Consider the following 15,078-nt stretch of genomic DNA (forward strand, 5'->3'; position numbering starts at 1 on the left):
TCTCCTCATGCCTTCGTTTTTGCCTGCGCTTCCATCTTTGCCTTGCGCGCCGCACGGATCTTGGCAACGATTCCGGTTGGCCCTCCCATATCGTGCGGCTCGGTAAACGTTACCGGCTTTTCCTCCCACTCCTCGTCAATCCTGGCGAGATCGTCGGAGGGTGCATTCTTCTGCAATTCCTCGAGTGCAACGCTGTCCGGCCGGGCTGCCGCGAGCGCGAGCAGGGCGCCGAAAATCGCCGAATAGTCCGAGCCGCGATCGGCAAGACGCTGTTCGAGTGCAGCGAAGACGTGGGCAGGCTCGCCGAGCATCTCGCGTGCTTCTGCCGGCGCCAGGCACGAGACGAACTCGAGGAAGACGGGAACGAAGTCCGGCAACTCGTGCGTCTCAAGCAGATAGCCACGGTCGATATATTGCTGGCCGAGATCGATCATCGCCTGACCACGCTCGCGACTATCGCCGTGGACATGTTCGAACAGATGCAGAGAAAGAGCGCGAGAGCGGTCGAAGAGCTCGCTATAATCCGCCTGCGCCTCGAGCAAATCCTGTGTCTCGAGCCGTGCGAGCAGCGGCTCAAGGCGGCGCATCGCGGCGCGCGGCAGTGTCTTCTCGGATAGGAGTGCGGCGCGAATCTCGCCTATATGCGCCTGAAGCTCGGGCGACGGATAGCCGAGCAGGGCAGCCTGGGCGCGCAGCGTCAGTCTCATGTCGGCACGTCCATATAGGGTTTGCGGGGCGTGCGCTTTGCACCGCCGAAGAGATTCATTTTCGTGGCGCCGTTGGTGTCCTCCTGGAAGCCGAATCCGGTTGAGCCTCGAAGCACATAGGCGTCCTCCTGAGTCTCTCGGTGCGCCGTCGGAATCACGTAGCGGTCCTCGTAATTCGCCAGGGCCATGACCTTGTACATGTCCTCGATCATGGCCTGGGTCAGTCCGACACGCTCCGGAATGGAGGGATCGATCCGGCCGTCGACGCTCTTGGCGCGCATATAGGCACGCATGGCAAGCATGCGCTCCAGCGCGGACGCCACCGGTTCCTCGTCACCCGCCGTCAGGAGATTGGCGAGATAGCGCATCGGGATACGCAGGCTGCGCACATCCGGCATGCCGTCCTTGGCGCTGATCTTGCCAGCCTCGTGTGCCGACTGGATGGGGGAAAGCGGGGGTACGTACCAGACCATCGGCAGCGTGCGGTATTCGGGATGGAGCGGGAAGGCGACTTTCCATTCCACCGCCATCTTGTAGATGGGCGAGCGTATCGCCCCCTCGATCCACTGATCGGGAATCCCTTGCGCCCGCGCCTCGGCCTGTATTTCGGGGTCATGCGGATCAAGGAAAACGCCAAGCTGCGCCGGATAGAGGTCCTGCTCGTTCTCGACAGAGGCCGCCGCTTCGATCCTATCGGCGTCGTAGAGCACGACGCCGAGATAGCGGATCCGACCGACACAGGTCTCGGAGCAGACCGTCGGCTGGCCCGTCTCGATGCGCGGATAGCAGAAGATGCACTTTTCGGATTTGCCCGTTGACCAGTTGTAATAGATCTTCTTGTACGGACAGCCCGAGACACACATGCGCCAGCCACGACACTTTTCCTGGTCGATCAGCACGATCCCGTCTTCCTCGCGCTTGTAGATCGCGCCTGACGGGCAGGAGGCGAGGCAGGACGGATTGAGGCAGTGCTCGCACAGCCTCGGCAGATACATCATGAAGGTGTTCTCGAACTCGCCGTAAATCTCCTTTTCGACGCCCTCGAAATTGTAGTCCTTGCTGCGCTTTTCGAACTCTCCGCCAAGCATGTCCTCCCAATTGCCGGACCATTCGATCTTGTTGATGACCGATCCGGTAAGCAGCGAGCGCGGCTTGGCCGAGGGCTGCGCCTGCAGTTCGGGCGCCTTTTGCAGCCACTCGTATTCGAAGGTGTAAGGTTCGTAGAAATCGTCGATTTCGGGCAGATGGGGATTGGCGAAGATCTTCGACAGGATGCGCCATTTCGAACCCTGACGCGGAACGAGCTTACCGTTCTTCTTCCTGACCCAGCCGCCCTTCCAGCGCTTCTGATTCTCCCAGTCCTTGGGATAGCCGATGCCGGGCTTTGTCTCGACATTGTTGAACCAGACGTATTCGACGCCTTCGCGGTTGGTCCACACATTCTTGCAGGTGATCGAGCAGGTGTGGCAGCCGATGCACTTGTCGAGGTTCAAGACCATCGAGATTTGCGCTCGGATTCTCATTCCGCGGCCTCCTCCTTGCGTTCCTGTCTTCCGGTGCCCCAATCGGCGGTTCCGCCCGTTACATCCGCGGCGTCGTCGGCAGCCTTGTCGAACCAGTTCACCTCGCTCATTTTCCGAATGATGACGATTTCATCGCGATTGGCGCCCACGGTACCGTAGTAGTTGAAGCCGTAGGCCAGTTGCGCATAGCCGCCGATCATATGCGTCGGCTTCATATTGATGCGCGTGACGGAATTGTGGATGCCGCCGCGCTGGCCGGTGACCTCCGAGCCGACCGTGTTCACCAGCTTTTCCTGCGCGTGATACATGATGCACGAACCCGGCATGATCCGCTGGCTGACGATTGCCCGGGCGGTCAGCGCGCCATTGACGTTGAACGCCTCGATCCAGTCATTGTCGACGATGCCTGCCTCAGCCGCGTCCTTTTCGCTGATCCACACTGCTGGTCCGCCGCGGTTGAGGCTCAGCATGATGAGGTTTTCGGTATAGGTGGAATGAATCCCCCACTTCTGGTGCGGCGTCAGAAAGTTCAGTACGATTTCACGATTGCCGTTGGGCAACTTCCCAAGTGCCCGCGCCACGCTCCGTGTGTCGATCGGCGGCTTCCAAGTCACGAAAGCTTCGCCGAAGGCGCGCATCCAGTGGTGGTCCTGATAAAGCTGCTGGCGACCTGTTATGGTGCGCCAGGGGATTAGCTCATGGACGTTGGTGTAGCCGGCGTTGTAGCACACCCTCTCGCTCTCGATGCCCGACCAGGTCGGCGAAGAGATGATCTTGCGCGGCTGGCTGACCACGTCGCGGAAGCGGATCTTCTCTTCCTCCTTGCCTTCCGCTAGATGCGCATGTGGGCGGCCCGTCGCCTTTGAAAGCACGTCCCAAGCCTTGATCGCCACCTCGCCATTCGTCTCCGGCGCCAGCATCAAGATGGTCTCGCAAGCATCGATATCGGAATCGACCTTCGGCCGTCCGGCGGCCGGTCCCTCTAGAACACGTCCGTTCAGGTTTCCAAGCTGCTCGACTTCGCGCTCCGCCTTCCAGATCAGGCCTTTGGAGCCATTGCCGTGCTTTTCGATGTCAGGACCGAAGGACGTAAAGCGGTGAAAGGTCTCGGGATAGTTGCGCTCGACCAGATGCACGTTCGGCATGGTCTTGCCAGGGACCGGATCGCATTCGCCGCGCTTCCAGTCCTTCGGCTCGTAGGGCTGGCCAAGCTCGCCCGGCGTGTCGTGCTGGATCGGCGAGAGTACCAAATCCTTCTCGATGCCGAGCACTTCAGGCGCAACGTCCGAGAACTTTTGTGCAAGGCCGCGGAAAATGGCCCAGTCGCTGCGTGCCTCCCATGAAGGGTCCACCGCCGCGGTCAACGGATGAACGAAGGGATGCATGTCCGTGGTGTTGAGATCGTGCTTCTCGTACCAGGTCGCTGTCGGCAGAACGATGTCGGAATAGACGCTGGTAGTCGACATGCGAAAGTCGATATTGACCATGAGATCGAGCTTGCCGACGGGAGCCTCGTCGCGCCAGACGACTTCGTCGGGCCGCTGGATTTCCTCGCGGTCGTCGGTCCCCACCACGCCGTGCAACGAGCCGACGAAGTGCTTCAGGAAATATTCATGCCCCTTGCCGCTGGCGCCCAGCACGTTCGAGCGCCAGAAGAACATGTTGCGGGGCCAGTTGCGCGGGTTGTCGGGATCGGCGTTGGCAAGCCTGATCTTGCCGGATTTGAGCTCCTCCGACGTTACCTCGCCGGGATCGCGCCCGTCCTCGGCGATGCTGCGGCCGAGATCCAACGGATTGGTTTCGAACTGCGGTGCAGACGGTAACCACCCCATGCGCTCGGCGCGGATGTTGTAGTCGAGCATTGCGCCTGACCAATCCCCCGCCGGCGCCAGCGGTGAAAGGAGCTCGGAGACCTTCATCGTTTCGTAACGCCACTGGTCGCTGTGAGCGTAGAAGAAGGAAGTACCGTTCATTTGCCGTGGAGGTCGGTTCCAGTCGAGCGCAAAAGCGAGCGGCAGCCAGCCGGTCTGCGGACGCAGCTTCTCCTGCCCCACATAATGCGCCCATCCGCCGCCGGATTTGCCGATGCAACCACACATCACCAGAAGCTGGATGATGCCGCGGTAGCTCATGTCCATATGGTACCAGTGGTTAAGTCCGGCCCCGAGGATCACCATGGATCGCCCCTCGGTGGTCTCGGCGTTGGCGGCGAACTCGCGCGCAACCTGGATAATGGCTTGCTGCGGCACGCCGGTCACCTTCTCCGCCCAGGCAGGCGTGAACGGGATGTCATCGTCGAAATGCTTGGCGACGTTTTCACCGCCAAAACCGCGATCGAGACCGTAATTGGCGCAGTAGAGGTCAAAGACCGTAGCAACCCGCACCTTGCTACCATCGGCACGCTCAATCTCTCGTACCGGGACGTTGCGCTTGAGGACCCGTTCGTGTCCGGTGGCGACCCAGTCGTGCGCCGCGCTGCCACCGAAATAGGGAAAGGAGACCGGCACGTTATCGTCATGCGCGTCGGCGAGGCTCATGCGCAGCCGGATATCGCGACCCTTGCCGTCACGCTCCTCGAGGTTCCACTTGCCTTCCTCGCCCCAGCGGAAGCCGCTTGAGCCAAGCGGCGCCACGAGCTCGCCGCTGATCTCGTCGATCCCGACAGCCTTCCAGTCGGGATTGTTCGTCTCGCCGAGAGAGTCCGCCAGATCGGCCGCCCGCAGCATGCGGTCCGGCACCAGATGTCCGTCGCGTTCGCTCAAGGTGACGAGCAGCGGGAAGTCGGAATAGCGCCGAGTGTAACTGGTAAAATATTCAGACTGTCTGTCCAGATAGAACTCGCGCAATACCACGTGGCCGAGCGCCAGAGCCAGGGCCGCATCCGTGCCCTGCTTGGGATGCAGCCACATGTCGGAGAACTTGGCCGCCTCATTATAGTCCGGCGCGATGACGATGCTCTTTGCGCCCCGATATCGCACTTCAGAGTAGAAATGGGCATCGGGCGCGCGCGTCATCGGCACATTCGAACCCCAGACCAGCAGGAAGCCCGCATTGTACCAATCAGCGCTCTCCGGCACGTCGGTCTGCTCCCCCCAAACCTGCGGCGAAGAGGGCGGCAGGTCGCAATACCAGTCGTAAAAGGAAAGGATGGTGCCGCCGAGCAGCGAGAGATAGCGGGAGCCGGCCGCATAAGAGATCATAGACATAGCTGGAATGGGCGAAAACCCGGCCACCCGGTCTGGCCCGTACTCGCGAATCGTATACGCATTGGCCGCGGCGATGATCTCGTTGACCTCATCCCAACCCACGCGCACGAAACCACCGCGGCCGCGCTTGGCCACCCAGTCGCGGCGCTTCGCCCCATCCTGGACGATCGATCGCCAGGCGGCGACCGGACTCATCGTCTTCCGCGCCTCACGCCAATGTCTGATCAGCCGGGCACGCACGAGCGGATACTTGATGCGTGTTCCCGAATAGAGATACCAGGAATAGCTGGCACCCCGCGGACAGCCGCGCGGCTCATGATTGGGCAGATCGGGACGCGTCCGCGGGTAGTCCGTCTGCTGGGTCTCCCAAGTGACGATCCCGCCTTTGACGTAGATCTTCCAGGAGCAGGATCCGGTGCAGTTCACACCGTGCGTGGAGCGTACGATCTTGTCCGCCGCCCAGCGCTTCCGGTAAGCATCCTCCCACTTGCGGCTTTCTCGCGTCGTAATGCCGTGGCCACTCGAGAATGTTTCCTGATCCCTACGAAAATAGGTCAGTCGATCTAAAAAATGGCTCATCGGCTAGCCCCCTCCAGGCGTATTCCGTTCGCGATAATCGATCGTCAGCAATGTCTCGGATGTTCAACTAGCGTGCGGGATATCGTTATCAAGGTCAACCGCAGTCGGCCGACTTATTTGATCAACGACGCCGTAGTGTTGGGCGTAAGACCGCCAATTCCAGAGCACTGCCGAGCGGTTTCAACCATTAGCCTTCTCGTCCCATTCTCGAAGCGACAATAGGGCGCGCCTACGGCGTGGGACCGTTGTCACGATCGTATCCAAGTCAGCGGGTGAGGCCCGATGAGGGATTCATGCCTTTGGAAGAGGAACCAGATATAGACGGCTACCGCCGCCACTATGGTGAGCCAGATGGCTTCCGCCGCTCACGTTCACTCGTCTAGACAGGATAGCGAAACGACGTTGCCATTGGACGCAATGTGGCTGCCAGCCCAGAGAGCAAAGCTCCAGAGCACCGGACGCCGTGTCACCGTTGCTGCCGAACCGTGCTCGGTGTCCGAGCCGACTATGCGTAGGGATATTGAGAGCGGATTGGACTCCGTCAGGACGGCAATGAGCGACCATAACGCAAACGGCATGGTGACTATCGGAACCCACGCCTGCCATTCAGCTGACTCCCACAGCGGCAGGTAGGATGCACGCCGCGCAGCCAGAATGATCCAGACAATGAGGACCGTCGAGAGGGCTGAGTAGCAGGCGAGATAGGTTCTCCTTCCGAGCCAGACGACGAGGCGAGCACGAACTGGCGGCGCTGGCGGGACGATATGAGCAACAACAAAAGCAGTGATCGCGACCAAAAACGCAGCCATGGATTGGACACACCATTGGACAAGCCAAAAAGATTCATTTAATAGTCATCATATAGATACGCGGACGCAATGCGGCATCTTGTGACAAGCAGGTATCTTGATTCAGTGGAGCAGCCGAACGACATTCCCAGTTTCAGTGGATGTTAGCCTGCAATTGAAACTCGTATGGCCGACAGGGACACAAGTGCGCCCTTGTGATCGGGAGACAATATGCGCCTGACAACATTCTCGGACTATGCTCTTCGCGTCTTGATGTACGCGGCGACGGCAGGTGACCGCCTCGTCACGATCGACGAGACGGCCAAGACCTATGATATTTCACGCGCCCATCTCATGAAGGTCGTCAATATCCTCACACGAACGGGCTACATCAAAGGTGTGCGCGGACGGTCCGGCGGGTTCACCTTGGCGAAGCGTCCCGAAGACATCAATCTCGGCGAGGTGGTGCGGGCGACGGAACCTGATTTCGCGCTCGTCGAGTGTTTCGCCACGGGCAACCAATGCGTCATTACGGGCAGTTGCCGTCTCCCGATGGTCTTGAACGAAGCGTTGAATTCATTCGTTGCGACTCTCCACCGGTACACGCTCGCCGATATCGTCCTTAGTCCGCGAGATTTCATACCGCGTGCGGAATCCATGGGCACCCGGGGACCGCACCTTGTCGCTGCATCCGGTGAGCGGAACTAGATCTCATCGATCCATTTCAGCTGACTGCAGGGATCTGCGACAGGTGATCGCACTGACCGGAATACGGTTGACCATAAAGATATATTGAGTATCCATCTTTTAGTGTTGAAGCGAAGGCGGTCGTGACCCGAGTTGTCATCGAATTTCCCTAGAGCGCAAACTTTCGGCCTGCATCGGGGTCTGCGCCGCAAATTGCTTCTGTGAAGACCATCCCGATCCGAAGAATTGACAACAAGGAGAGACTTCATGCGTTACCTGTCGGTGCTTGCGGCTGGAGCCATGGCAATTGTCGCCCTGAATGGTGTGCAGGCGGCAGAAGTCGAGGTGAAGATGCTCAATCGCGGCGAAAAAGGCGTGATGGTCTTCGAGCCCGATCTGATCACCATCCAGCCGGGCGACAGCGTCCGTTTTGTTGCAACCGACAAGGGCCACAATGTCGAGAGCATCAAGGAGATGCTCCCGGCAGGTGCTGAAGCCTTCACCGGAAAAATGAACAAGGAGCTGACGGTTACTTTCGAACAGCCCGGCGCCTATGGGGTCAAGTGCAAGCCGCATTACGGCATGGGAATGGTGGCGCTTGTTGTCGTCGGCGAGCCCGAAAACAGGAACGAGGTGGCTGAAGTCAAGCATCCGGGTAAGGCTGGGAAAGTGTTCACCACGCTTTTTGAGGAACTCGATAAGGTTCAGAGCGCTGCCCGATAACCTCGCCTACAAGGCTGGACGCTGGCGCGGTCGAGCGCGCGAAGGTGGAAGGCTTTTGGGAAGTGTCTGCCACTGGGACAATTTCATTGTAGCGAAGTGTTGCCTGTCGCAGCTGCGTGATCTCACCGACCGCATGTCGGCACGGTGAACGCAGAGGAGTTTATTAGCATGGTATCGGGATTAACAGTTTCGGAACGGCAACTTTCCTTGGCGATCCTGTTTCTGCTTGCGCTGTGTGGTCTCGCAATGGCTGCCGGCGGACGTGCCGATTTGCTCGGCATCCACGGCTTTATCGTCCTTGCCTTCAGCGGCGTGCTGTTCTGGTGCGTTCTGTCCGGATTTTACGATCCGGAACCTTCGGATGAGAGGTTGTCGCAATATTACGACGATCCAACCAAGGCAGGCATTGTTTTTGCCATGATCTGGGCCGTGATCGGCATGTTCTTCGGCGTGTGGGTGGCGGCGCTTCTGGCATGGCCCGAACTTACTTTCGTCGACCAGGCTTGGGCGAGCTTCGGGCGTCTCCGTCCCGTGCATACATCTGGTGTGATCTTCGGCTTCGGCGGCAATGCGCTGATTGCCACGTCCTTCCATGTCCTGCAGCGCACTTCGCGGGCGCGGCTTCCCGATCAGTTCAGCCCGTGGTTCGTCCTCATCGGTTACAATCTGTTCTGCATTGTCGCGGCGTCGGGCTACCTGATCGGCGTCACTCAGTCGAAGGAATATGCCGAGCCTGAGTGGTATGCCGATATTTGGCTGGTGATTGTCTGGGTGGTCTATTTCCTCATCTACATCCGCACTCTGCAGCGACGCAAGGAGCCGCATATCTACGTCGCCAACTGGTACTATATGGCCTTCATCCTGGTCGTGGCCGTGCTGCACATCGTCAACAATCTCGCTGTACCGATCGGGTGGGGTTCGGCCAAGAGCTATTCGGTTTATTCCGGCGTGCAGGACGCCATGGTGCAGTGGTGGTACGGCCACAACGCGGTGGCCTTCTTCCTGACGGCCGGCTTTCTCGGCATGATGTACTACTACCTTCCCAAGCGCGCCGGGCGGCCGATCTTCTCCTATCGGCTCTCCATCATCAGCTTCTGGGGCATCACCTTCTTCTACATGTGGGCGGGATCGCACCACTTGCACTACACGGCGCTGCCACAATGGGTACAGTCGTTGGGCATGACCTTTTCCGTCATGCTTCTGGTGCCGTCCTGGGCATCGGCGGGCAATGCGCTTGCCACGCTAAACGGCGCCTGGGACAAGGTACGTACCGATGCCACGCTCCGCTTCATGATGGTCGCGGCGGTCTTTTACGGGCTTTCCACCTTCGAGGGCTCGTTCATGGCGATCCGCGCCGTCAACTCGCTGTCGCACTATACCGATTGGACGGTCGGTCATGTCCATGCCGGCGCGCTCGGCTGGGTGGCGATGATCACCTTCGGTTCGCTCTACGCGCTGGTGCCGTGGATGTGGAAACAGGAGCGCATGTATTCGCCTGCTCTGGTGGAGGTTCACTTCTGGCTCGCGCTGACGGGTAGCGTTGTCTACGTCTTCGCGATGTGGAATTCGGGCATCATCCAGGGCCTGATGTGGCGCACCTATAATGACAGCGGCACGCTTGCCTACTCCTTCGTCGACAGCCTTGTTGCCATGCATCCCTATTACATCGCGCGCACGATAGGTGGCCTTTGCTTCCTGCTCGGCGCGGCGGTGGGCGCCTACAATATCGCCATGACCATCCGAATGGCGCGGGCGGGCGGCATTACGGATGAGCAGGACATTCCAGTCAAGCGACCGGTCGGCGTGGCGGTCCAGCCGGGAGAGTGACTATGGGTGAGTTTTTTCATCGAAAGATCGAGCGGAACGCCATCGGCTTCGTACTGGCCATCATCCTCGTTTCGGGGATCGGAGGCCTGGTCGAGATCGCCCCGCTGTTCACTATCGATGAAACAGTAGAGGACGCTCCCGACATGCGCGTCTATACGCCGTTGGAACTGGCCGGCCGCAACATCTATATCCGCGAAGGCTGCTATGCCTGTCATTCGCAGATGATCCGCACCTTGCGAGATGAAGTGGAGCGCTATGGCCCCTATTCGCTGGCAGCCGAGTCACAATACGATCATCCCATGCTCTGGGGATCCAAGCGGACGGGTCCGGATCTGGCGCGTGTGGGCGGCAAATACTCCGATGCCTGGCATGTCGCGCATCTGATCAATCCACGCGATGTGGTACCGGAATCGGTCATGCCTCGCTATGGATGGCTGCAGCGCAACGCGCTTAGGACCAGCGATCTCGGCGATCATCTGACCGCTCAGCGAGCGGTTGGCGTCCCGTATACAGACGAGATGATCGAGAACGCAACGGCCGATGCCTACGGACAAGCCAGCCCCGATAGCCCGCAGGCTGGCGGTATAAGCGAACGCTACGGCGAGGCAACCAATATTCGCGCCTTCGATGGCAATCCCGGTCGCGTGAGCGAGATGGATGCGCTTGTCGCCTACCTCCAGGTTCTCGGGCGTCTGACCGATGCCGCCCATGAGCAGACCGCATCGACGCAGGAGTGAACCATGGGGTTCGACCACGATACGCTCGTCGCATTTTCCAAGAGCTGGGGGTTGTTTTACCTGATCGCCCTGTCCATCGGCGTGTTGATTTACGCCCTATGGCCCTCGAACCGTAAACGTTTCGAGCGCGCAAAGCACAGCATTCTGGACAGCACCGATCGGCCGGGGAAATAGGATATGAGCATTGAGAAACGCGATCCCGTCACCGGCCGCATGACAACCGGGCATGAATGGAACGGAATTGAGGAACTCGAAACGCCGATCCCTAAAGTCGTGTTCCTGTTTCTAGCGGCGGCGGTGCTGTTTTCTGTCGTCTATTGGCTGTTGATGCCGGCTTGGCCGCTCGGCTGGACCTACTCGAGGGGCCTTCTCGGCATAGATCAGCGCGATGTGGTGACCAGACAGGTGGAGGATGCCGCAGCCGCGCGCACGGTATGGACCGCGCGTATCGCCGAGGAGGACTTTGCGACGATTGCCGCCGATCCCGACCTCATGCGCCATGTTAAGGATACTGGAGGCACACTCTTTGCCGATAATTGCGCAGTCTGTCACGGAAGCGGCGGAACCGGTGGCCCCGGCTTCCCCAACCTGACGACTGGATCCTGGCTATGGGGTGGCGACCCGGAAACGATCGCGGAGACCGTCCGTGTCGGCATCAACTCCACCCATGACGAGACACGGTTCTCCGAGATGATGGCATTCGGACAGATGGGCGTTCTCAACCGGGAAGAACGAAGGAGTGTCACGGCCTATGTCCGGTCGCTCTCCGGTCAGGAACCGAGCGAAGCGGATCAAGGACGCCTCAGCGAGGGCGAGGAGCTTTTCGCAACGAACTGCGCCGCATGTCATGGAGAAAACGGCGCAGGGATGCATGAAGTCGGCGCGCCGGACCTGACCGACGGCAACTGGATCTACGGCGGCGATGCACAGTCTATCATGACGACCATCTATGCCGGCAGGCAGGGGCATATGCCGCACTGGCAGGACCGGCTTTCGCCCGTCGATATCAAGATCCTCACGCTCTATGTGGGCATGCTTGCTGGAGATTCGCCATGAGCGCAGGCACGCGGGAAACGCGCGATAGCGCCGTCAACTGGCGCATGGTCTCGGCAATGGTCGTTGTTGCCGGTGCGCTGCTGTTTATCGGCGCCAATGCTCATCTCGTCTATGTGGCACTCGGTTCCCAGCCCGACTGCGTGCCGCATGAGAAGGCGGACGGCAACGGAACCTATCGTGCCGCAAGGTCGGCCTGTTGAGAGGAGGTCGATATGGGACATACGGAAAACGCACCGCTTCCCCTTTCTGTCCAGCGCCAACGCAATCTGCCGGCAAGCGCCGCTTTCGGCTGGCTGAAAGCCGGATGGAAGGATCTCTGGTTCAGGCCGCTGCCGAGCCTCGCTTACGGGCTCCTGGTCTTCTTCCTGTCGATTGTTATCGTGTGGGGGATGTTCAGATTCCAGCTCGACTACATACTGTTTCCGGCCCTTGCCGGCTTCATGGTGGTCGGTCCACTGGTTGCCATCGGCCTCTACCAAAAAAGCCGTGACATCGAGGACGGCCACCTGCCCAGCCTGCTGCGCATGATCTTCGTCAGAGCCAAATCCGGGGCACAGGTCTGGTTCACCGGCGCGATCCTGTGCCTCCTGATGCTGGTCTGGATGCGGGCCGCCGTTATCATCTACGCACTCTTTTTCGGCTTGAGGCCGTTTCCCGGCCTCGGCGATGTCGCATCGCTGCTCGTCTCCACCCCCGAAGGCTGGGGCATGTTGTTGGTGGGAACGGCGGTCGGTGGGCTGTTTGCCGCCTTTTCCTTCGCCATCAGCACTTTCGCTGTTCCCATGCTTCTGGCGGAGAAGGTCGATGCCTTCACCGCCATGGGCACCTCGATTTCGCTCGTTTTCAGGAACCTGCCGGTCATGCTGATGTGGGGCGCCATCGTGCTTACCCTATTTTTGGTCAGTGTCGTGACTGGGCTTGTCGGCCTGATCGCCATCTTTCCTCTGCTCGGTCACGCCACCTGGCGCAGTTACAAAGCGATCCGATGAGCTGCTGCGCGCCCATAGATCTGGCTGCCGACGCCGGCCGGACTACGGCGCGGGAAGAATTGCGGTTGGCAAGCCGGGATCTGGGTGGGGGACTCCACGAGACTGACATTGCCGTACCAGAGGTCCATTGCGCCGGCTGTATCCACACCGTCGAAATGGGCCTGGCGAAGCTACCCGGCGTCGAACAGGTCCGCGTCAACTTGTCGAGCAAGCGTGTCGGCGTCCAGTGGCGCGGCGATACACCTCCCGACCTGCTAACTGCCCTGGGCAAGCTGGGTTTTCCCGGCCACCTGACCGGCAATGACGACGACAAGGCCGACCCTGAACTGCAGCGCCTGATACGAGCGCTGGCCGTGGCCGGCTTTTGCGCCATGAACATCATGCTTCTGTCGGTCTCGGTCTGGTCCGGCGCCGATGCCACGACCCGTCATGCGTTTCACTGGATCGCGGCAGGGCTGGCGCTGTCGTGTCTTCTCTATTCCGGCCGCATCTTCTTCACATCGGCCTGGGTGGCGCTTCGCAGCGGTCGCACCAATATGGACGTGCCGATCTCCATCGGCGTGTGCATGGCGTTCGGACTGAGCCTCTACGACACGATCGATAACGGTCCGCACGCCTATTTCGATGCTGCGACCGCACTCATCTTCTTCCTGCTTATCGGCCGCACACTCGAGCATCTGATGCGCGAGAAGGCACGATCGGCCGTACACGGACTGATAAGGCTCGCCCCGCGCGGCGCCACCGTACTGCGCGGGGATGGGCGGCGCGACTATCTGCCGACCGGTGAAATCGAGCCCGGCATGCGGATCGCGATTGCCGCCGGCGAGCGCGTACCGGTGGACGCTGTCGTAGAAGACGGCGCCTCCGAACTCGACTGCGCCATCATCACTGGCGAAAGCGAGCCGCAGCGAGTCGCGTCCGGCTCGACCGTGCGCGCCGGCACGCTCAACCTCTCCGGTCCGCTGGTGATCCGGGCATCGGTATCTGCGGGGAATTCCTTTCTCGCCGAGATGGTCAAGCTGATGGAGGCTGCGGAAGGCGGGCGTGCCCGCTACCGCCGCCTGGCTGACCGGGCAGCAGCGCTTTATTCCCCGGTCGTTCACTCGGTTGCTTTCCTGACATTCCTTGGCTGGATCCTTGCGACCGGAGACTGGCATCGCGCCATCACCATCGCGATTGCCGTGTTGATCATCACCTGTCCCTGTGCGCTGGGGCTTGCCGTTCCCATGGTGCAGATGGTGGCGGCGCGCCGTCTGTTCGAGAACCGTATCATGGTCAAGGACGGCTCGGCACTGGAGCGCATGGCCGAGATCGATACCGTTGTCTTCGACAAGACCGGCACTCTGACGCTCGGCCGACCGAGCCTGATAGACGCCGATACCATCGCTCCGCGGCACTTCGCCATTGCCGGGCTGCTGGCGAGCCATTCGATCCATCCCCTGTCGCGGGCGATTGCGAAGGAGGCACCCGTTGCTGGCCATTCGCTCTCCGACGTGGTGGAACGGCCGGGACTAGGCATTGAGGCGCGTGTCGACGCCGTCCCCTACCGCCTCGGCCGTGCCGGCTGGGCGCTCGGCCAAGAGGCAAGCGGTCAGGAAGAAGGAACCGTTCTTGCGCGCGAAGGGCAATTGGTGGCTCGGTTCCGGTTCGACGAGACGCCGCGCCCACAAGCAACGGATGCGGTTGATACGCTGCGCGGTAAGGGCCTGCGGCTCGCCATCCTTTCGGGCGATGGAGCCGACGCTGTTGCCAACATATCAAGAGAGCTCCGCATCGATGACGCTGTGTCCGGCCTGCTTCCCGCCGAAAAGGTCGAACGGCTCGACACGCTCGCCCGTGAAGGCCGCAAGGTGCTGATGGTCGGCGATGGTCTCAACGACGCGCCCGCACTTGCCGCATCCCATGTCTCGATGGCGCCGGCGAGTGCTGCCGATATCGGTCGCAATGCGGCGGATTTCGTGTTCCTGCGTGATGGACTCGATGCCGTACCCATGGCGCTCGATGTTTCGCGGGCGGCCGGGCGGCTGGTACGCCAGAACTTCGTGCTGGCAATCGCCTATAATGCCGTTGCACTGCCTATCGCCCTTGCCGGCCATGTGACGCCGCTGATTGCCGCTCTCGCAATGTCATTTTCCTCGATCCTGGTGGTGGCCAATGCGCTGCGCCTGAGGGCAGGCAGTGCCGCCCCGCGGAAATCCCGCCTTGTAGGGCATGCGCCGCAAGACGCTCTTCGCACGGCATCTGGAGCCTAGACCG

13 protein-coding genes are annotated in these 15,078 nt (G+C 60.5%); 9 read left to right on the forward strand and 4 right to left on the reverse strand.

Annotation, left to right across the window (positions count from 1 at the left end; translation table 11 throughout):
* Positions 1-5: 5 nt before the first annotated feature.
* The 4 genes from narJ to PVE73_RS21480 all read right to left on the reverse strand — a co-directional run bounded on the left by narJ (position 6) and on the right by PVE73_RS21480 (position 6,824).
* Entirely contained in the window at positions 6-707 is a 702-nt protein-coding gene (gene narJ, locus PVE73_RS21465) for a nitrate reductase molybdenum cofactor assembly chaperone (RefSeq protein WP_277364189.1), read from the reverse strand.
* Positions 704-2,230: a nitrate reductase subunit beta gene (narH, locus tag PVE73_RS21470; RefSeq protein WP_277364190.1), complete on the reverse strand. Its 1,527-nt coding sequence runs from the start codon at positions 2,228-2,230 to the stop codon at positions 704-706. The genes narJ and narH overlap by 4 nt, the downstream gene beginning before the upstream one ends.
* Positions 2,227-6,015: a nitrate reductase subunit alpha gene (locus PVE73_RS21475; RefSeq protein WP_277364191.1), complete on the reverse strand. Its 3,789-nt coding sequence runs from the start codon at positions 6,013-6,015 to the stop codon at positions 2,227-2,229. Before PVE73_RS21475 ends, narH begins: the two co-directional genes overlap by 4 nt.
* A 371-nt stretch (positions 6,016-6,386) precedes the next feature.
* On the reverse strand, positions 6,387-6,824 hold the full coding sequence (locus tag PVE73_RS21480) for an NnrU family protein (protein WP_277364192.1): 438 nt from the start codon (positions 6,822-6,824) through the stop codon (positions 6,387-6,389).
* A gap of 210 nt (positions 6,825-7,034) precedes the next feature.
* Between PVE73_RS21480 and PVE73_RS21485 the strand changes: the two genes are divergently transcribed.
* The 9 genes from PVE73_RS21485 to PVE73_RS21525 all read left to right on the forward strand — a co-directional run bounded on the left by PVE73_RS21485 (position 7,035) and on the right by PVE73_RS21525 (position 15,074).
* Positions 7,035-7,511, forward strand: a complete 477-nt coding sequence (locus PVE73_RS21485; protein WP_277364193.1) for an Rrf2 family transcriptional regulator — start codon at positions 7,035-7,037, stop codon at positions 7,509-7,511.
* Between the two features lie 246 nt (positions 7,512-7,757).
* Positions 7,758-8,213 carry a pseudoazurin gene (locus PVE73_RS21490; RefSeq protein ID WP_277364194.1) on the forward strand — a complete coding sequence of 152 codons (456 nt, stop codon included), beginning with the start codon at positions 7,758-7,760 and terminating at the stop codon, positions 8,211-8,213.
* A 168-nt stretch (positions 8,214-8,381) separates the two neighbouring features.
* Positions 8,382-10,040 (forward strand): cytochrome-c oxidase, cbb3-type subunit I, encoded by a 1,659-nt coding sequence (gene ccoN / locus PVE73_RS21495; protein ID WP_277364195.1) that lies wholly within the window; start codon positions 8,382-8,384, stop codon positions 10,038-10,040.
* A gap of 2 nt (positions 10,041-10,042) precedes the next feature.
* On the forward strand, positions 10,043-10,777 hold the full coding sequence (gene ccoO / locus PVE73_RS21500) for a cytochrome-c oxidase, cbb3-type subunit II (RefSeq protein WP_277364196.1): 735 nt from the start codon (positions 10,043-10,045) through the stop codon (positions 10,775-10,777).
* A 3-nt stretch (positions 10,778-10,780) separates the two neighbouring features.
* A complete protein-coding gene (locus PVE73_RS21505; protein ID WP_277364197.1) occupies positions 10,781-10,951 on the forward strand; it encodes a cbb3-type cytochrome c oxidase subunit 3 in 171 nt (56 codons plus the stop codon).
* A 3-nt stretch (positions 10,952-10,954) separates the two neighbouring features.
* Entirely contained in the window at positions 10,955-11,833 is an 879-nt protein-coding gene (ccoP, locus tag PVE73_RS21510; protein ID WP_277364198.1) for a cytochrome-c oxidase, cbb3-type subunit III, read from the forward strand.
* On the forward strand, positions 11,830-12,033 hold the full coding sequence (locus PVE73_RS21515) for a hypothetical protein (RefSeq protein WP_277364199.1): 204 nt from the start codon (positions 11,830-11,832) through the stop codon (positions 12,031-12,033). The genes ccoP and PVE73_RS21515 overlap by 4 nt, the downstream gene beginning before the upstream one ends.
* Positions 12,034-12,045: 12 nt before the next feature.
* Positions 12,046-12,822: a DUF2189 domain-containing protein gene (locus PVE73_RS21520; protein WP_277364200.1), complete on the forward strand. Its 777-nt coding sequence runs from the start codon at positions 12,046-12,048 to the stop codon at positions 12,820-12,822.
* The gene (locus tag PVE73_RS21525; RefSeq protein ID WP_277364201.1) at positions 12,819-15,074 is read left to right on the forward strand and encodes a cation-translocating P-type ATPase; all 2,256 of its coding nucleotides are present in this window, start codon (positions 12,819-12,821) and stop codon (positions 15,072-15,074) included. The genes PVE73_RS21520 and PVE73_RS21525 overlap by 4 nt, the downstream gene beginning before the upstream one ends.
* Positions 15,075-15,078: the final 4 nt, after the last annotated feature.

The organism is Chelativorans sp. AA-79 (assembly GCF_029457495.1).
Taxonomy (GTDB): domain Bacteria; phylum Pseudomonadota; class Alphaproteobacteria; order Rhizobiales; family Rhizobiaceae; genus Chelativorans.